The sequence below is a fragment of the Mycoplana dimorpha genome, from assembly GCF_003046475.1.
GTDB classification, from domain to species: Bacteria; Pseudomonadota; Alphaproteobacteria; order Rhizobiales; family Rhizobiaceae; genus Mycoplana; species Mycoplana dimorpha.
On the sequence record NZ_PZZZ01000001.1, the window covers coordinates 595,041 to 610,827 of the forward strand.

The following is a 15,787-nucleotide window of genomic DNA, read 5'->3' on the forward strand; positions in this document are numbered from 1 at the left end:
ACCCAATGCCACATGACGAGGCAGGATTGTTTCCCGTGGCGGTATACGAACGGAAACACGAGATGAATAAAAACACCGTAATCCCGGTTCGCTCCGACAAACAGTCGCAGGACAACATCGCCTACATCCGGCAGATGCTTGCGGAGTTGCGTGCCGTCGCCAATATCGAGGGCGCGGAAATGCTGCGCTACCTGCTGGAGATGGCCTATATGGAGGCAAGTGACATCCAGGCGGGGCTGCGGCCGCTGTCAATCCGCAGCGAGGGCGACAAGTCCGCCGGGATAGCGATGCAGCCGGCCGGCAAGGTCAAGTTCCAGCAATAGCAGGTAAACGGTAGCGGCTGGGAGTTCGGCGTGGCGGATGATCTCGTCGATCTCGACGGGCGTGGGCCCGAGCGCCGAAGCAACGCGGTCGCGGTCACTGTCGCTCGGCGGCAGGGCAAGATCGTCATTCTCGGCAGGCGGCTCGTCCGCACCGAGGGCCGGTTGAAACAGTTTCGGCTCATGCAACGGCGCAAGCGCCTCCAGTACGTCGGCGGCGCCGGTCGTGACGATCGCTCCATCCTTGAGAAGTGCGTTGGTGCCATGGGCGCGGGGATCGAGCGGCGAGCCGGGGACGGCAAAGACCAGCCGGCCGAAGTCTGCGGCGTTGCGCGCGGTGATCAGAGAGCCCGAGCGGCTCGCCGCCTCGACGACGACCAGTCCCAGCCCCATCCCGGCGATCAGGCGGTTGCGGCGCGGGAAATCGCGGGCGCGCGGCTCCCATCCGAACGGCATCTCGCTGACGGCGAGGCCGTTGCCGGAGGTGATCTCGTCGAGCAGCCCGATGTTTTCGGGTGGGTAGGGCTGGTCCAGCCCGCCGGCCATCGCCGCGATCGTGCCGGAGGCAAGGCTGGCGCGGTGCGCCGCCGTATCGATGCCGCGCGCGAGACCGGAGACGATGGCGTAGCCGGCGGCGGCCAGGTCGCGCGCCAGCATGGCCGCGAACTTCGCCCCGACGATTGAGGCATTGCGCGAGCCGACGATGCCGACGGCGGTGTCACCGGCAATCTGCAAGTTTCCCTTCGCCGCAACCAGCGGCGGCGCTCCGTCGACCTTGCGAAGCAGAGCGGGATACTCGGGTTCGCCGATACCGACGAAGACCGCCCCATGCCGTTGGGCGATGTCCAGTTCCCGCTCTGCCTCCGCGCGGCTGGCAATGCGGATGGCCCGGCTGGCGCCGCCTCGACGGGACAGCTCGGGCAGCATCTCAAGGGCGGCTTCGGCCGTGCCGAAGTGGTTGATCAGGTCGCGAAAGGTGACGGGACCGACATTGTCGCTGCGGATCAGCCGCAACCAGGCGATCCTCTGTTTCTCCGAAAGCGCTATTCCCTGCCTGCCTGCGCCTTCGGACATATGTGCCCCCGAGCCTAGCCCTTGTCGCCGATCTTGCTTTCCGTCCCCTTCATGAGCCGCGCGATGTTGGCGCGGTGCTTCCACCAGGTAATGAGGGTGAGGACTGCAAAAAGCAGCGCCACCTTCTCGTTGCCGGTGAGCCACAATACAACCGGAGTTGCAGCAGTTGCAACCAGCGCGGAAAGCGACGAGTAGCGGCTCAGGTAGGCGACAGCCAGCCATACCGCGGCGAACACCGCCAGCATGATCGGCGCAAGGCCGAGCAGGATGCCGAGATAGGTGGCGACGCCCTTGCCGCCCCTGAACCCGAGCCAGACCGGGAAGAGGTGGCCAATGAAGGCGGCAAAGCCGGCGGCAATGCCGGCATCGAGGCCCCAACGGGCGGCGATTGCCGCAGCCGTGGTGCCCTTCAGCGCGTCGAGAACCAGGGTCGCTGCGGCAAGCTTCTTGTTGCCGGTGCGAAGCACGTTCGTGGCGCCGATGTTGCCCGAACCGATCCGGCGCACGTCGCCCAGGCCCGCCATGCGGGTGAGGATCAGGCCGAAGGGGATCGAGCCCAGCAGATAACCGAAGGCGAGGCTCAGTAGCGTCGGCAGCGGTTCAAGCTGCCAAGTCAGGATATCAGGCACTCTATCGTTCCCCCAAGATTGCCGTTCGGTCGTGGTCTCGCAGCCCTGTGCCGCCCTTCCTCCGCCTGCCAGGCGGCTCGGATGAGTGGCAGTTTTCACCGGCGCCGCCGTTCAGTCCCCCTGCACGGTGCGCAAGCCGAAGTTCTAGCGCGCCGAATGGACGCGTTTACCGTCAACATAGGTTTGAACGGCCCGTCCCGTAAAGCGGGCATCCTCGAAGGGCGTGTTCTTCGAGCGCGACACGAAGCCGTCCTTCACCGCGATCCAGGGCTCGTCGAGATCGATCAGTACGATATCGGCGGCTGCACCGGTCTTCAGCGTGCCGGCGTCCAGGCCGAAGATCCGCGCCGGCCGCGTCGACATGGCGTCGATCAGGCGCATCAGGCCGACATCGCCGCTGTGGTGCAGGCGAAGTGCTGCGGCGAGCATGGTCTCAAGCCCGATCGCACCGTCCGCCGCTTCCCCGAAGGGCAGGCGCTTGGTGTCGACATCCTGCGGGTCGTGGGAGGAGACGATGATGTCGATCGTCCCGTCGGCGAGCGCTTCCACCATCGCCTTACGGTCGTCCTCGCCGCGCAGGGGGGGCGAGAGCTTGAAGAACGTGCGGTACTCGCCGATGTCGTTCTCGTTCAGCGTCAGGTGGTTGATCGAGATGCCGCAGGTGACGTTGGCGCCGCGGTCGCGCGCAACGCGCATCGCCTCGGCCGATTCCGGCACGGAGATCTGGGCGGCATGATAGGCGGCGCGCGTCAGTGCGGCGAGCCGCAGGTCGCGCTCGAGCGGAATGATCTCCGCCTCGCGCGGCGTGCCGGACAGGCCGAGCCAGCTCGCCAGCAGCCCCTCGTTCATGACGCCGCCGGCGCCGAGATGCTTGTCGCGGGTCTCGAGCGCGACGACGGCGCCGAATTCGCGTGCATAGGTCATCGCCCGGCGCAGCACCTGGCTGTCGTGCATTGCATGGCGGCCGTTGGTAAAGGCGACGGCGCCGGCCTCGCGCAGCAGGCCGAACTCGGTCATTTCGGTTCCGGCCAGCCCCTTCGTCAGCGCCGCGGCCGGATAGACGTTGACGGCCGCCTTGTCGCGTGCGGTCTTGAGCACGTATTCGACGAGCGCGATGTCGTCGATCACCGGGTCGGTGTCCGGCATCATGATGAACGAGGTGACGCCGCCGACCGCGGCCGCGCGAGAGGCCGACTCGATCGTCTCGCGGTGTTCGGCGCCAGGTTCGCCGACGAAGACTCGGGCGTCGACGAGGCCGGGTGCGGCGACGAGGCCGGAACCATCAACGATCTCCGCGCCCTCAGGCGCCCCCTGGTTCTGCGCCGCCTTGCCGGCCGCGGCGATCCGGCCGTTCTCGATGACGATGGTGCCGGTCTCGTCCAGGTTCTGCGACGGATCGATGATGCGGACGTTCTGGATGACGGTCGGGCGGGTCATGCGCGCGGTCCCTGGTTCTGCGAGACGAGAAGGCTTTCCATCACCGCCATGCGGACGGCGACGCCCATTTCCACCTGCTGTTCGATCACGCTCTGGGGCCCGTCGGCGATCTCCGAGGCGATCTCGACGCCGCGGTTCATCGGGCCGGGATGCATGACGAGCGCATCCGCCTTGGCCGCCTTCAGTTTTTCCGCGTCGAGCCCGTAGTAGCGGAAGTATTCGCGCACCGAGGGGACGAAGGCGCCGGCCATGCGCTCGCGCTGCAGGCGCAGCATCATCACCACGTCGGCGTCCTTCAGCCCTTCCTCCATGGAATGGTAGACCTCGGCGCCCATCTGGGCGATGCCGTTCGGCAGCAGCGTCGCCGGCGCCACCACCCGCACCCGCGCGCCCATGGCGTTGAGGAGCAGGATGTTGGAGCGCGCGACGCGCGAATGCAGCACGTCGCCGCAGATGGCGACGATGATGCGCGACAGCCTGCCCTTGGCGCGGCGGATCGTCAGCGCGTCGAGCAATGCCTGGGTCGGGTGCTCATGCTGGCCGTCGCCGGCATTGACGACCGAGCAGCCGACCTTCTGGGCGAGGAGCGCGGCCGCACCGGCGGAGGAGTGACGCACCACCAGCACGTCCGGGTGCATGGCGTTCAGCGTCATCGCCGTGTCGATCAGCGTCTCGCCCTTCTTTACCGACGAGTTGCCGACCGACATGTTCATCACGTCGGCGCCGAGCCGCTTGCCGGCCAGTTCGAACGAGGCTTGCGTACGGGTCGAGGCTTCGAAGAACAGGTTGATCTGGGTCAGGCCGCGTAGCGTCGAGGTCTTCTTCTCCCGCTGGCGGCTGATGTTGACGGCGGCATCGGCCTTGTCGAGCAGGTAGGTGATTTCCGGCTCGGTCAATCCCTTGATGCCGAGCAGGTGGCGATGCGGAAAGGAATCCATTGGGGTCGCCTCGACTGTCTTGATATTGCGCGGTCTATAGAGGCTCCCAGCCCCCGCGGCAAGGCGCAAGGCCGGGTGTTGCCGCCGATCCGCGCGCTTTTGCCGGCATTCTTGCGGCCGGCGCGCAGCGCCCAGTTTCGCCGTGCGAACAGTTAGGATAGAACCGCGTTTATGACTCAAATGACCCGCACAGAACAAACCCTTGCCGACCTCAACCAGCCGAAGCTCTGGACGGGCATCAATGCTTATCGGTCCGACCCGTTGCTGGTCGACGGGACGGCGGCGCTGCCGAAGTCGCTGCGTGACGAATTCGATGCGCTCGGCCGCCACGTGACGGCGCCGGAGGCGCAGGAACTGGCGCGGATGGCTAATGAATCGCCGCCCCACTTGCGGACCCACGGGCCGCGCGGCGAACGGCTTGACGTGGTTGATTTCCATCCGGCCTGGCACGCGCTGATGCGCCGGTCGATGGCGAGCGGCTTGCATTCTTCGATCTGGGAGAACCTGCCGGATGAGCGGGGCAGGGCGCACAAGGCGCGCGCCGTCCGCTTCTATCTCACCGCCCAGCTGGAATGCGGCCACCTCTGCCCGCTGACGATGACCAGTGCTTCGGTCGCGGCGATCTCAGCGTCGCCAGTCGTGCAACGCGAGTGGGGCGGCCGCATCCTGTCGCGCAAGTACGACAGCACCAACCGGCCCGCGATGCAGAAGAGCGCGCTCACGATCGGCATGGGCATGACGGAGAAGCAGGGCGGCACGGACGTGCGCGCCAACACCTCGACCGCCGAGCGGGTGGGCGAGGGGATCTACCGCCTCAGCGGCCACAAGTGGTTCATGTCGGCGCCGATGAGCGACGCCTTCGTGATGCTGGCGCAGACGCGCGACGGCGTCGGCTGCTTCCTCGTTCCCAGGCTGCTTGAGGACGGCACCGCGAATGGCCTGCGCTTCCAGCGGCTGAAGGACAAGATCGGCAACCGCTCCAACGCCTCCGCCGAGGTCGAGTTCACCGACACCTTCGGCTTCCTGCTCGGCTCGCCGGACTCAGGCATCCGGACCATCCTCGACATGGTGACGCTGACGCGCCTCGATTGCGCGCTGGCGTCGAGCGGCATCATGCGCGCCTCGCTCGCCGAAGCCGTCCACCATGCGCGCGGGCGAAAAGTGTTCGGCAAGAACCTGGTCGACCAGCCGATCATGACGCGCGTGCTCGCCGACATGGCGCTCGACGTCGCGGCGGCGACGGCCCTGTCCTTCCGCCTGGCGGAGGCATTCGACCGGGCGCCGGTCAGCGCCGATGACGCGGCCTATGCGCGGGTCATGACGCCGGTAACGAAATACTGGTGCTGCAAGATCGCGCCGGCGCTGATCTACGAGGCAATGGAATGCCTTGGCGGCAGCGGCTATGTCGAGGAACGGCCGATCGCCCGCCATTATCGGGAGGCCCCGGTCAATGCGATCTGGGAGGGCTCCGGCAACGTGATGGCGCTCGACGTGCTGCGCGTGCTATCCCGCGGCAAGGACCTGTTCGAATCCGTGTTTGCCGGCATCGCCCGTGACCTGGGCCAGTCGGGACGCAAGGCCGTCGAGGTGCTTCGGGCCGCGACGGCGCTCTGCGAGCGCGACGAAGGCGCCGCGCGCATGCTGGTGGAACAGCTGGCATTGTCGGCTGCGGCGGCCGAACTCAGCCGGATCGGAGCCGGCAGAATTGCCGACGCGTTCGTCGAGACGCGGCTGGCGGCCGGATGGCGGTCGACCTACGGCATGCTCGATTCCCGCTTCGATTCGGCCTACATCGTCGACCTGCTCTATCCGGCAGCGTAACCCGCCAGCGTCAGCACCAGCGGGATCGTCAGGAACGAGACCGCCGTCTGCAGCGTGGCGACGGCGGCATAGAGCGGCGCGTCCCCGCCCATCTGTTTGGCCAGCAGGTAGCCGTTCATCGCCGTCGGCACGCTGGCGCCGAGCGCGACGGTAAGAAGCGCTTCGCCTTGGATCCCGGCAAGCCAGGCGGCGCCAGTCATCATCAGCGGCATCAGCAGCAGCTTCAGCCCGACCGGCAGGACGGCGATCGCCTGCGGCCTGAGCGCGTCGGCGATCCGAAGCCCGGCGCCGACCATGACGAGGCCGAGGCTCAGCGAGGTTTCGCCCAGAAGGTCGATCGATTGCATCAGCGGCGGATAGACCCGGATGCCGAGCAGATTGAATACCGTTCCGAGCACGGCTGCGATGATCAGCGGATTGGTGACGATCTTCGTCAGGAAGGCGCGGACATCGCGCGCGCCGCCGCCGAACCAGACCAGGATGGCGATGTTGTAGAAATTGATGGGGATGATGATGAGCGTCATGATCAGCGCCAGCATCGCCAGGCTGTCCGGCCCATAGAGCTTGCCGGCGATGGCAAGTGCCATGAAGCCGTTCCAGCGGGTCGCTGTCTGGAAGACTGTCGTGAACGAAGAGGCCGAGACGCCCGCGCTGCGAAAGAGCGGCCAGCAGGCCAGTACCGCGCCCGACATCAGCGTCACCGAGCCGATCGAGGTTGCGGCGAGTGTCGCTGCGGCCATGCCGCCGAAATCCGCCTGCGCCAGCGTGGAAAACAGCAGGGCGGGGAACAGCACATAGAAGCCCAGTTGCTCCAGTCCCGCCCACAATCCGACATCGATCTTCCGCCAACGCTTCAGCAGCGTGCCGAGGATCACGAGCAGGAAAACGGGCAGGGTACTTTCAAAGATGGGGAGCATTTCTCTGAACCGGCATAAAAGGCCGTCATTTCACGTGTCGTGCGGAACGGCAATCCCTGAGGGCTGGGGTTTGGAGTGCCGGGCCTGTCTGACTGTGGTCCCGTGGCGGCAAGATCGCCGCGGTGTGGAAATTAACCTTAACAAAGGCTTTGCATTGCGCCGGCGCGTCGGAGGACGGAAAGTGCGATGGTTAAGAGTTTGTTAACTATCCTGGCGCCGGCACCATGATGAAAGCGGTACCGACATTGGCCATGACGGCCTTCTTCGCCGCGCTGGCGCTGGACATCGCCACACCAGCCGTCGTGCTGCTTGGCCTGGCGGCCGTGCGCGAGATCGGGCTGGAGATGGGGAGCCTGCCGCTGGGCGAGAGGAGAACGGCATGAAGTGGTTTCTGGCCCTTTGGGCGGCGCCGATCGCGCTTCTCGGCAGTTGGTATGGTCTGTCCTACTACGACATGAACTTCGGCATCTTCATGCTGACCCGCGATGCGCACGACCTGGTGTTTCGAATCTACGGCCATGTCCTCGGAATTCCGCCGGAGAGCATCCCGCCGCTGGTCGCGCGCGCCATCGTCGTCGACAGCCTGCTGGTCTTCGCCATCATTGCCTTCCGCCGCCGCAAGCGCATCATCGCCTGGTGGACGGCGCGCCGTCAGCCAGCCTCCGACCTGCCCAGCGCCGACAGCCTGTCCAGTGCGCCCTGAAGGATGAAGGAGGCGGCAGCGGAATCGATCCGCTCCGCCCGTTTCTTGCGCGACACGTCCATCTCGATCAGCGTCCGCTCGGCCGCGACCGTCGACAGCCGCTCGTCCCAGAAGACGAAGGGAATGTCGGTCTTCTCGCCCATCGAGCGCACGAAGGCGCGCGTCGCCTGTACGCGCGGGCCGGCGCTGCCGTCCATGTTCATCGGCAGGCCGATGACGAAGCCGGCGATCTTCTCCTTGTCGGCGAAGACGAGCAGCGCCTCGGCGTCGAGACCGAACTTGACGCGCTTCAGCACCGGGCGCGGCGTCGCCAGCCTGCGGCCGAGGTCGGAAACGGAGAGCCCGATGGTCTTGGTGCCGAGATCGAGGCCGGCGATCGGCTGCCCCGGCTTCAGGGCGGCGGCGAGTTCCTCGATGGACATTGTCGCCATGCGATCGGTTCCTACCGCTTGCGGACGAATTCGGTGCGAAGCACGAGGCCCTTGATCGCCTCATGGCGGCAATCGATTTCTTCCGGGTTGTCGGTGAGGCGGATCGACTTGATCACCGTGCCCTGCTTGAGCGTCGTGCCGGCGCCCTTCACCTTCAGGTCCTTGATGAGCGTGACCGAATCACCGTCCGCCAGAACCGTGCCGGTCGCATCGCGGGCCACCGGCTGGCTGGCAGCGGCAGCGGCTGCCATTTCGGAAGCCGGGCGCCATTCGCCGGTTGCTTCATCATAGACGTAGTCGTCGTTCTCAGTGGTCATGCTCGTCTCCATCAGAAGCCCGCACATTCATCGTATGGCCGCTTCTCGGACTGGTCCCGGGAAAGCGCTGGGGCTTATCGCCATGGCCACGGTCCCACGCCGCCGGAACAGAACTGTGTTGCCCACGACCGCGCCGCTGTTTGGCGTGGCAACGCTCTATGGCATAAGATGGAGGAAGTCCAACGGGAGAGTACCATGAAGATCACCTGGCTCGGCCATTCGGCCTTTCGTATCGAAACGGCGAAGGCAAAGGTCCTGATCGACCCCTTCTTTACCGGCAACCCCGCCTTCGATGAGGCGACCCGCCAGGATGCGGCGGCCGGTCTGACCCACATTCTCCTGACACACGGCCACGGCGACCATGTCGGCGACACGATCGCGCTCGCCGGCGAAACGGGTGCGACGGTGCTGGCCAATGCCGACCTTGCCGCCTGGCTCGGCTCGAAGGGGGTGAAGAAGCTCGAGATGGGCAACACCGGCGGAACCATTCATTTCGACGGCTTCTCGACCACCTTCGTCAACGCCCTGCATTCCTCCGCGCAGATCACCGAGGACGGCGTCTCCCATTCGCTCGGCAATGCCAATGGGCTGGTGCTGCATTTCGAGGACGAGCCGACGCTCTATCACATGGGCGACACCGACATTTTCTCCGACATGGCGCTGATCCAGGAACTGCACCAACCGGAAATCGGCCTCGTGCCCATCGGTGACCGCTTCACCATGGGCGGCGCCGTCGCCGCGCTCGCCTGTCAGCGCTTCTTCACGTTCGGCACGGTGCTGCCCTGCCACTACGGCTCGTTCCCGATCATCGACCAAACGGCGGATACGTTTGTCGCCGCCATGGATGGCGCAAAGGGCAAGGTCGCGGTTCCGAAGGTGGGCGGCTCGGTTACGGTCTGATCGCTAGCTATGCGACCGCTTTCCCATGCCGTGCGGCCCCGGCCATGCGGGCCTCCCCGCTGGGGAGAAGAGGGTGCACGTCGATCCCGCTTCGTTCGTCGCCCCGTTGTGACAACAGCGCGGAGAGCATGCGGGGGATGGTGATGGTGCACCTTGCGTCTTCTCCCCAGCGGGGAGAAGTGCCGGAGCGAAGCGAGGCGATGAGGGGGACTACCGCAAACCGGGCGCCCTGGCGAAGTGCGGCCGCGCCGGCTTGCACACTTCCCCCGTTGCACAGCCGGTGCTTGGTCATTATAGCGGATAGGAAATTTCCGACCGGAGAATGCCGATGTCTGTCGATCTCGCCACCGTCAAGCGGGTGGCCCATCTCGCCCGTATCGCCGTCAGCGAAGACGAAGCCCAGCGCATGATGGGCGAGCTGAACGGTATCCTCGGTTTCGTCGAGCAGCTCGGCGAAGTGAACGTCGAGGGCGTCGAGCCGATGACGTCGGTGACGCCGATGGCGATGAAGGAGCGCGACGACGTCGTGACCGACGGCAACAAGGCCGAAGACATTGTCGCCAACGCACCGGTCTGCGACCGTAACTTCTTCCTTGTGCCGAAGGTCGTGGAGTAAGCCCTTGAGCTTTTCGATCGCCGTCGAGAGTCCGTTGCAGGACGAGGTACGCGAACTGGTCGCGGAGCTGAACGACGTTCTGCATTCGCTGTCGCCGCCGGAGGCCTGCTATCACCTGACGGTCGAGCAGATGGCCGAGGCGGGCGTCACCGTCTGGATCGCCCGCGAGAACGGCAGAGCGATCGGTTGCGGCGCGCTGAAGCGCCACAACGCCGAGATCGGCGAAGTCAAGCGCATGTATACCCGACCCGAGTGGCAGGGCAGGGGCGTCGGACGCCAGATCCTGTCGAGGATCATCGGGGCGGCCGAAGAGGACGGCCTTGCCGAACTCGTGCTCGAGACCGGCGACCAGCATCCCGCCGCCTGGGCGATCTACGAGAAGGCCGGTTTCACCCGTTGCGGGCCGGTGCTCGACTATCCGGACAGCCCCTATTCGATATTCTACCAGAAGCAGCTTGGACGCACCTCCGACGCTGCGTGACCGCGAAAAGATAGAATCATGACCGATCTGACCCGCCTGACCATTGCCGAAGCTCGCGAGAAGCTCGGCGCCAAGGAGATCACCGCCGTCGAGCTCACGGATGCCTATCTGTCCGCGATTGAGGCCGCCAACGGGGCGCTCAATGCCTATGTCGCGGTGACGCCGGAGAAGGCGCGGGCGATGGCCAAGGCCTCCGATGCCCGCATCGCCGAAGGCAAGGCCGGTGCGCTGGAAGGCATTCCGCTCGGCATCAAGGACCTGTTCGGCACCCGCGACGTCCATACCCAGGCCTGCAGCCACATCCTCGACGGCTTCAAGCCGAAGTACGAATCGACCGTCACCCAGAACCTCTGGAACGACGGCGCCGTCATGCTCGGCAAGCTGAACATGGACGAGTTCGCCATGGGCTCGTCGAACGAGAGCTCCTATTACGGTCCGGTGAAGAACCCGTGGCGGGCCAGCGGCTCCAACCTCGATCTGGTGCCGGGAGGCTCCTCAGGCGGTTCGGCCGCTGCCGTCGCCGCCTTCCTCTGCGCCGGCGCCACGGCAACCGATACCGGCGGCTCGATCCGCCAGCCGGCCGCGTTCACCGGCACCGTCGGCATCAAGCCGACCTATGGCCGCTGCTCGCGCTGGGGCATCGTCGCCTTCGCCTCGTCGCTCGATCAGGCCGGCCCGATCGCCCGCGACGTGCGCGACGCGGCCATCCTGCTGAAGTCGATGGCGAGCGTCGATCCGAAGGACACGACCTCCGTCGACCTGCCGGTGCCGGACTACGAAAAGTCGATCGGGCAGTCGGTCAAGGGCATGAAGATCGGCATTCCGAAGGAGTACCGCGTCGACGGCATGCCGGAGGAGATCGAGGCGCTCTGGCAGAAGGGCATCGCCTGGCTCAAGGAAGCCGGCGCCGAGATCGTCGACATCACGCTGCCGCACACCAAGTATGCGCTGCCGGCCTATTACATCGTCGCCCCGGCCGAGGCCTCCTCGAACCTTGCCCGTTACGACGGCGTGCGCTACGGCCTGCGCATCGACGGCAAGGACATCGTCGACATGTATGAGAAGACCCGCGCCGCCGGCTTCGGCCAGGAGGTCAAGCGCCGCATCATGATCGGCACCTACGTGCTGTCGGCCGGCTACTACGACGCCTACTACCTGCAGGCGCAGAAGGTCCGCACGCTGATCAAGCGCGACTTCGAGCTGGCCTTCCAGGCGGGCGTCGACGCGATCCTGACGCCGGCGACGCCATCGTCCGCCTTCGGCATCGCTGACGAGGACCTCGCCTCCGATCCGGTCAAGATGTACCTGAACGACATCTTCACGGTGACGGTGAACATGGCCGGCCTGCCGGGCATCGCCGTTCCCGCCGGCCTCGACCACAAGGGCCTGCCGCTCGGCCTGCAGCTGATCGGCAAACCCTTCGAGGAAGAGACCCTCTTCAAGACCGCGCACGTCATCGAACAGGCCGCCGGCCGCTTCTCGCCGCAGAAGTGGTGGTGAGCCGTCTCGCGTTTCCCCGCTTGTGATGGTTTGATGTAGCCGAGGGGAGGGGCGGCTGCATGACGACCATCCGTAACGCGCGCAAGGACGACGTGGCTGCTCTGGCCGAGATCGGGCTGCTTGCCTGGGAACAGGCGGTCACCGGCGTTGCCGACCTCGAGGCATTGCGCGGAAACGCCCGCACGGCCTTCCTGCAGTTTCTTGCTGCGAATTGGGTGACAGTGACTGTTGCCGAGAGCGGCGGTCACGTGGCCGGGTGGGCGGCGCGCGAGAGGATGGATGAGGAGATCACCGATCTCTGGGTCGAACCGTCGGCGCAACGGCAAGGCGTCGGCACCGCGCTGCTTGCTGCCCTCGAGCATGAGATGCGTCGAGCCGGCCACGAGGCGGCCGGGCTCCAGACCCATGCACGCAACGCGCCGGCGCTCGCCTTCTTCGGCAAGCACGGCTATTCGATAAACTGGCTTTCGGTTACCTATTCGCCCAGGCTCGACCGCGACGTCGAATCGGTCGGCATGCGGCGCCAGTTCGTTGAGGATCAAGGCTCGGGGTACGGGCCGGGCGGCTTCTGACCGCCGGGTTCGCAACTCTGCCGCTCTTCCCATCGCTCGTCGCGCACGGCTGTCCACTGCCGTCTTGGGCGGCGCTCAATGCATGCTTGCGACCATGCGCAAAAGCCACTGCGGCGCGATGATCCAGGCTATCGCCATCGCAAGCTGGCAGCCGATGATGAGGGCCAGTATGGATCGAAAGGGTTCCTTGCGCGTCTTGTGCCGCAGGAGCCGCTGGGCGAGGACGGCCCCGAGGCTGCCGCCGACAAGAGCCAGGCCGAGCAGCGTGCGCTCCGGCACGCGCCACTCGCCGGCGCCTGCCGCCGCCTTGTCGTGGCAGAAGGCGAGGAAGGTCAAGACATTCACCAGCAGAAGAATAGCAGCAACCAGCACGGCGTTCATGCTGCGAGCCTAACGGGATCCGGTTAAGAAGGCGCTATCCGGCAGTGCCCCAAGGCGTCTGGCCCGGATGGCAAAGCCTTGCGCCGCCTGCCCATATAAGCTACCGACACAGGACAAAATCAGGCATCCGAAGAGCTCACCATGACCATCGTCGACGTCCGCATCTCCGACCCGAAACGCTACATCCCCGGCGCTACCGGCGACTGGGAGGTGATCATCGGCATGGAGGTGCACGCGCAGGTCACCAGCAATTCGAAGCTGTTCTCCGGCGCGTCGACCGAATTCGGCAAGGCGCCGAATGCCAATGTCTCGCTCGTCGATGCGGCCATGCCCGGCATGTTGCCCGTGATCAACGAGGAGTGCGTCCGGCAGGCGATCCGCACCGGCCTCGGCCTGAAGGCGAAGATCAACCACCGCTCGATCTTCGACCGCAAGAACTACTTCTATCCGGACCTGCCGCAGGGCTACCAGATCTCGCAGTACAAGGACCCGATCGTCGGCGAGGGCAAGATCGTCATCTCCGTCGGCCCCGACCGGCAGGGCCAGTTCGAGGACGTCGAGATCGGCATCGAGCGCCTGCATCTCGAGCAGGACGCCGGCAAGTCGATGCACGACCAGCACGCCACCATGTCCTACGTCGACCTGAACCGCTCCGGTGTGGCGCTGATGGAGATCGTCTCGAAGCCGGACCTGCGCTCCTCCGACGAAGCCAAGGCCTACCTGACCAAGCTGCGCACCATCCTGCGCTATCTCGGCACCTGCGACGGCAACATGGACGAGGGCTCCATGCGCGCCGACGTCAACGTCTCGGTCCGCCGTCCGGGCGAGCCCTTCGGCACGCGCTGCGAGATCAAGAACGTCAACTCGATCCGTTTCGTCGGCCAGGCCATCGAATATGAGGCCCGCCGCCAGATCGGCATCCTCGAGGACGGCGGCGTCATCGACCAGGAGACCCGCCTGTTCGACCCGAACAAGGGCGAGACCCGCTCGATGCGCTCCAAGGAAGACGCGCACGACTACCGCTATTTTCCCGATCCCGACCTGCTGCCGCTCGAATTCGATGAGGCATATGTCGAGGAACTGCGTGTGCATCTGCCGGAACTGCCGGACGACAAGAAGGAGCGCTTCGTGCGCGAACTTGGCCTCTCCGTCTACGATGCCTCGGTGCTCGTTTCCGAAAAGGCGATCGCCGATTATTTCGAGGCAGTGGCTTCCGGCCGCGACGGCAAGCTCGCCGCCAACTGGGTCATCAACGACCTTCTCGGCGCCTTGAACAAGGCCGGCAAAGCCATTGAGGAAACGCCGGTTTCGCCCGGTCAGCTCGGCGGTATTATCGACCTCATCAAGGACGGCACGATCTCCGGCAAGATTGCCAAGGACCTGTTCGAGATCGTCTGGAACGAGGGCGGCGTGCCTGCGGAGATCGTCGAGAGCCGCGGCATGAAGCAGGTCACCGACACCGGTGCGATCGAGAAGGCCGTCGACGAGATCATCGCCGCCAACCCGGACCAGGTCGCAAAGGTCCAGGCCAAGCCCTCGCTCGCCGGTTGGTTCGTCGGCCAGGTCATGAAGGCGACCGGGGGCAAGGCGAACCCGCAGGCCGTCCAGTCCCTGGTCAAGGCCAAGCTCGGCATCGAGGACTGACGCGATGTTCTTCGTCCGCACGGCTACAGAGCGCGACCTGCCGCAGGTGAGCGCGCTCCTCGCCGAGGCCTGGCATGCGACCTATTATGCATTCTACGGCGCGGCTAGGGTGTCGGAGATCACGGCGAAATGGCACTCCGTCGAGGCGCTGAAGGCACAGCTTGCGCGCCGCGACGCCGAATTCGTTGTCGCAGACGACGGCAAGGCGCTTGGTGGCATGGGCTACGCGGCCATGTCTAAGAGCGAACCCGGGGTAGCCGTCCTGCACCAGCTCTACGTGCTGCCGCAATACCAGCGGCAGGGCATCGGCCGCGATATCTTCGCCGAACTGGAGACCTGCTTTCCGGACGCGAAGAAGATGCGGCTCGAGGTTGCCCCCGAAAACGCGCAGGCGGTCGGCTTCTACACGGCGCATGGCTTTGCCAAGATCGGCGAGACGGCCAGTTGCGGAGGCGAGCACTCCGGCATTGCCGCGTGGGTCTTGGAGAAGGCACTTCATTGAGCAGCGGCGCGGGACACCGGTGAATGTGACCCGGAGAACCCGTCTGAAACTGCGGGAATCGCTGGACATTCGGGACCCGCCGCGCCATAAGCGGATGGAAATTCGACAGCCGACCGGCCGACCGGCCGAGCGGTCCGGTCAAGGAAGTGGACCATGAACCTCCTCAAGCAGATCTTCACCTGGTGGAACGGGCAGACCCTCGGAACGCGGCTCCATACCTGGCGTTTTGGCAAGAAGGTCGGCGAGGATCAGTTCGGCAACGTCTACTACCAGGGTGGCACGGACTCCGAGGGCCGCACGCGTCGCTGGGTCATTTACAACGGCTATGCCGAGGCTTCGGCGATCCCGCCCGGCTGGCACGGCTGGATGCATCACCGCACCGACGTCTCGCCCGCCGACGAGGACTACAAGGCTCGCGACTGGGAAAAGAACCATCGCCCCAACGGCACCGGAACGCCACAGGCCTATCGTCCGCCGGGCTCGCTTGCCGCTGCCGGCGAACGTCCGCGCGTGACCGGCGACTACGATGCATGGACGCCGCGCGGCTGATACGCTTTCGCCACATTTGACGATTAGCGCAGGCTGTGCCGGCATCTCTAACCGG

At 65.7% G+C, this 15,787-nt stretch carries 20 protein-coding genes; 12 read left to right on the plus strand and 8 right to left on the minus strand.

Features of this window, described 5'->3' with window-relative positions:
• Positions 1 to 62: 62 nt before the first annotated feature.
• Positions 63 to 323 (plus strand): hypothetical protein, encoded by a 261-nt coding sequence (locus C7449_RS02765; RefSeq protein ID WP_108001222.1) that lies wholly within the window; start codon positions 63 to 65, stop codon positions 321 to 323.
• Here the strand turns inward: C7449_RS02765 and dprA are convergent.
• The 4 genes from dprA to C7449_RS02785 form a co-directional block, all read right to left on the minus strand.
• Positions 249 to 1,394, minus strand: a complete 1,146-nt coding sequence (gene dprA, locus C7449_RS02770) for a DNA-processing protein DprA (RefSeq protein WP_108001223.1) — start codon at positions 1,392 to 1,394, stop codon at positions 249 to 251. The two genes, C7449_RS02765 and dprA, sit on opposite strands and share 75 nt — an antisense overlap.
• A gap of 14 nt (positions 1,395 to 1,408) precedes the next feature.
• Positions 1,409 to 2,014 carry a glycerol-3-phosphate 1-O-acyltransferase PlsY gene (plsY, locus tag C7449_RS02775; RefSeq protein WP_108001431.1) on the minus strand — a complete coding sequence of 202 codons (606 nt, stop codon included), beginning with the start codon at positions 2,012 to 2,014 and terminating at the stop codon, positions 1,409 to 1,411.
• Positions 2,015 to 2,167: 153 nt separating this feature from the next.
• A complete protein-coding gene (locus C7449_RS02780; protein ID WP_108001224.1) occupies positions 2,168 to 3,460 on the minus strand; it encodes a dihydroorotase in 1,293 nt (430 codons plus the stop codon).
• Positions 3,457 to 4,398, minus strand: a complete 942-nt coding sequence (locus C7449_RS02785; RefSeq protein ID WP_108001225.1) for an aspartate carbamoyltransferase catalytic subunit — start codon at positions 4,396 to 4,398, stop codon at positions 3,457 to 3,459. The genes C7449_RS02780 and C7449_RS02785 overlap by 4 nt, the downstream gene beginning before the upstream one ends.
• Positions 4,399 to 4,569: 171 nt before the next feature.
• Between C7449_RS02785 and C7449_RS02790 the strand changes: the two genes are divergently transcribed.
• Positions 4,570 to 6,219: an acyl-CoA dehydrogenase family protein gene (locus tag C7449_RS02790; protein WP_108001226.1), complete on the plus strand. Its 1,650-nt coding sequence runs from the start codon at positions 4,570 to 4,572 to the stop codon at positions 6,217 to 6,219.
• On the opposite strand, the gene C7449_RS02795 is transcribed toward C7449_RS02790, so the two are convergent.
• Positions 6,204 to 7,136 carry an AEC family transporter gene (locus C7449_RS02795; protein WP_108001227.1) on the minus strand — a complete coding sequence of 311 codons (933 nt, stop codon included), beginning with the start codon at positions 7,134 to 7,136 and terminating at the stop codon, positions 6,204 to 6,206. The genes C7449_RS02790 and C7449_RS02795 overlap by 16 nt on opposite strands.
• A gap of 224 nt (positions 7,137 to 7,360) precedes the next feature.
• Between C7449_RS02795 and C7449_RS21715 the strand changes: the two genes are divergently transcribed.
• Positions 7,361 to 7,519 carry a hypothetical protein gene (locus C7449_RS21715; protein ID WP_170115774.1) on the plus strand — a complete coding sequence of 53 codons (159 nt, stop codon included), beginning with the start codon at positions 7,361 to 7,363 and terminating at the stop codon, positions 7,517 to 7,519.
• Entirely contained in the window at positions 7,516 to 7,839 is a 324-nt protein-coding gene (locus C7449_RS02800; protein ID WP_108001228.1) for a DUF6105 family protein, read from the plus strand. Before C7449_RS21715 ends, C7449_RS02800 begins: the two co-directional genes overlap by 4 nt.
• Here the strand turns inward: C7449_RS02800 and ruvX are convergent.
• Positions 7,788 to 8,270 (minus strand): Holliday junction resolvase RuvX, encoded by a 483-nt coding sequence (ruvX, locus tag C7449_RS02805; RefSeq protein ID WP_108001229.1) that lies wholly within the window; start codon positions 8,268 to 8,270, stop codon positions 7,788 to 7,790. The genes C7449_RS02800 and ruvX overlap by 52 nt on opposite strands.
• A gap of 11 nt (positions 8,271 to 8,281) precedes the next feature.
• Positions 8,282 to 8,587 carry an alkylphosphonate utilization protein gene (locus tag C7449_RS02810; RefSeq protein ID WP_108001432.1) on the minus strand — a complete coding sequence of 102 codons (306 nt, stop codon included), beginning with the start codon at positions 8,585 to 8,587 and terminating at the stop codon, positions 8,282 to 8,284.
• Between the two features lie 195 nt (positions 8,588 to 8,782).
• Here C7449_RS02810 and C7449_RS02815 point away from each other — a divergent pair, with 195 nt between their 5' ends.
• The 5 genes from C7449_RS02815 (at position 8,783) to C7449_RS02840 (ending at position 12,656) form a co-directional block, all read left to right on the plus strand.
• Complete coding sequence (locus tag C7449_RS02815) at positions 8,783 to 9,487, plus strand: metal-dependent hydrolase (RefSeq protein WP_108001230.1); 705 nt, start codon at positions 8,783 to 8,785, stop codon at positions 9,485 to 9,487.
• A gap of 328 nt (positions 9,488 to 9,815) precedes the next feature.
• The gene (gene gatC / locus C7449_RS02825; RefSeq protein ID WP_108001232.1) at positions 9,816 to 10,103 is read left to right on the plus strand and encodes an Asp-tRNA(Asn)/Glu-tRNA(Gln) amidotransferase subunit GatC; all 288 of its coding nucleotides are present in this window, start codon (positions 9,816 to 9,818) and stop codon (positions 10,101 to 10,103) included.
• Positions 10,104 to 10,107: 4 nt separating this feature from the next.
• A complete protein-coding gene (locus tag C7449_RS02830) occupies positions 10,108 to 10,584 on the plus strand; it encodes a GNAT family N-acetyltransferase (RefSeq protein WP_108001233.1) in 477 nt (158 codons plus the stop codon).
• An 18-nt stretch (positions 10,585 to 10,602) separates the two neighbouring features.
• Positions 10,603 to 12,084: an Asp-tRNA(Asn)/Glu-tRNA(Gln) amidotransferase subunit GatA gene (gatA, locus tag C7449_RS02835; RefSeq protein ID WP_108001234.1), complete on the plus strand. Its 1,482-nt coding sequence runs from the start codon at positions 10,603 to 10,605 to the stop codon at positions 12,082 to 12,084.
• Between the two features lie 59 nt (positions 12,085 to 12,143).
• A complete protein-coding gene (locus C7449_RS02840; RefSeq protein WP_108001235.1) occupies positions 12,144 to 12,656 on the plus strand; it encodes a GNAT family N-acetyltransferase in 513 nt (170 codons plus the stop codon).
• Between the two features lie 75 nt (positions 12,657 to 12,731).
• Here the strand turns inward: C7449_RS02840 and C7449_RS02845 are convergent, their stop codons facing one another.
• Positions 12,732 to 13,037 (minus strand): DUF1294 domain-containing protein, encoded by a 306-nt coding sequence (locus tag C7449_RS02845; RefSeq protein WP_108001236.1) that lies wholly within the window; start codon positions 13,035 to 13,037, stop codon positions 12,732 to 12,734.
• Between the two features lie 141 nt (positions 13,038 to 13,178).
• On the opposite strand from C7449_RS02845, the gene gatB reads away from it, so the two are divergent.
• From gatB to C7449_RS02860, 3 genes are all read left to right on the plus strand, one after another.
• Positions 13,179 to 14,681 carry an Asp-tRNA(Asn)/Glu-tRNA(Gln) amidotransferase subunit GatB gene (gene gatB, locus C7449_RS02850; protein ID WP_108001237.1) on the plus strand — a complete coding sequence of 501 codons (1,503 nt, stop codon included), beginning with the start codon at positions 13,179 to 13,181 and terminating at the stop codon, positions 14,679 to 14,681.
• 4 nt (positions 14,682 to 14,685) lie between these two features.
• Complete coding sequence (locus C7449_RS02855) at positions 14,686 to 15,183, plus strand: GNAT family N-acetyltransferase (protein WP_108001238.1); 498 nt, start codon at positions 14,686 to 14,688, stop codon at positions 15,181 to 15,183.
• 153 nt (positions 15,184 to 15,336) lie between these two features.
• Positions 15,337 to 15,732 (plus strand): NADH:ubiquinone oxidoreductase subunit NDUFA12, encoded by a 396-nt coding sequence (locus C7449_RS02860; protein ID WP_108001239.1) that lies wholly within the window; start codon positions 15,337 to 15,339, stop codon positions 15,730 to 15,732.
• The last annotated feature ends 55 nt before the right edge of the window (positions 15,733 to 15,787 follow it).

Coding starts and splice junctions, on each gene's coding strand:
- C7449_RS02780 (WP_108001224.1), bottom strand. CDS start 3,460: ATGACCCGCCCGACCGTCATCCAGAACGTCCGCATCATCGATCCGTCG.
- C7449_RS02845 (WP_108001236.1), bottom strand. CDS start 13,037: ATGAACGCCGTGCTGGTTGCTGCTATTCTTCTGCTGGTGAATGTCTTG.
- C7449_RS02810 (WP_108001432.1), bottom strand. CDS start 8,587: ATGACCACTGAGAACGACGACTACGTCTATGATGAAGCAACCGGCGAA.
- ruvX (WP_108001229.1), bottom strand. CDS start 8,270: ATGGCGACAATGTCCATCGAGGAACTCGCCGCCGCCCTGAAGCCGGGG.
- C7449_RS21715 (WP_170115774.1), top strand. CDS start 7,361: ATGATGAAAGCGGTACCGACATTGGCCATGACGGCCTTCTTCGCCGCG.
- gatA (WP_108001234.1), top strand. CDS start 10,603: ATGACCGATCTGACCCGCCTGACCATTGCCGAAGCTCGCGAGAAGCTC.
- gatB (WP_108001237.1), top strand. CDS start 13,179: ATGACCATCGTCGACGTCCGCATCTCCGACCCGAAACGCTACATCCCC.
- C7449_RS02860 (WP_108001239.1), top strand. CDS start 15,337: ATGAACCTCCTCAAGCAGATCTTCACCTGGTGGAACGGGCAGACCCTC.
- C7449_RS02795 (WP_108001227.1), bottom strand. CDS start 7,136: ATGCTCCCCATCTTTGAAAGTACCCTGCCCGTTTTCCTGCTCGTGATC.
- C7449_RS02765 (WP_108001222.1), top strand. CDS start 63: ATGAATAAAAACACCGTAATCCCGGTTCGCTCCGACAAACAGTCGCAG.
- C7449_RS02840 (WP_108001235.1), top strand. CDS start 12,144: ATGACGACCATCCGTAACGCGCGCAAGGACGACGTGGCTGCTCTGGCC.
- C7449_RS02855 (WP_108001238.1), top strand. CDS start 14,686: ATGTTCTTCGTCCGCACGGCTACAGAGCGCGACCTGCCGCAGGTGAGC.
- C7449_RS02800 (WP_108001228.1), top strand. CDS start 7,516: ATGAAGTGGTTTCTGGCCCTTTGGGCGGCGCCGATCGCGCTTCTCGGC.
- gatC (WP_108001232.1), top strand. CDS start 9,816: ATGTCTGTCGATCTCGCCACCGTCAAGCGGGTGGCCCATCTCGCCCGT.
- C7449_RS02790 (WP_108001226.1), top strand. CDS start 4,570: ATGACTCAAATGACCCGCACAGAACAAACCCTTGCCGACCTCAACCAG.
- C7449_RS02785 (WP_108001225.1), bottom strand. CDS start 4,398: ATGGATTCCTTTCCGCATCGCCACCTGCTCGGCATCAAGGGATTGACC.
- dprA (WP_108001223.1), bottom strand. CDS start 1,394: ATGTCCGAAGGCGCAGGCAGGCAGGGAATAGCGCTTTCGGAGAAACAG.
- C7449_RS02815 (WP_108001230.1), top strand. CDS start 8,783: ATGAAGATCACCTGGCTCGGCCATTCGGCCTTTCGTATCGAAACGGCG.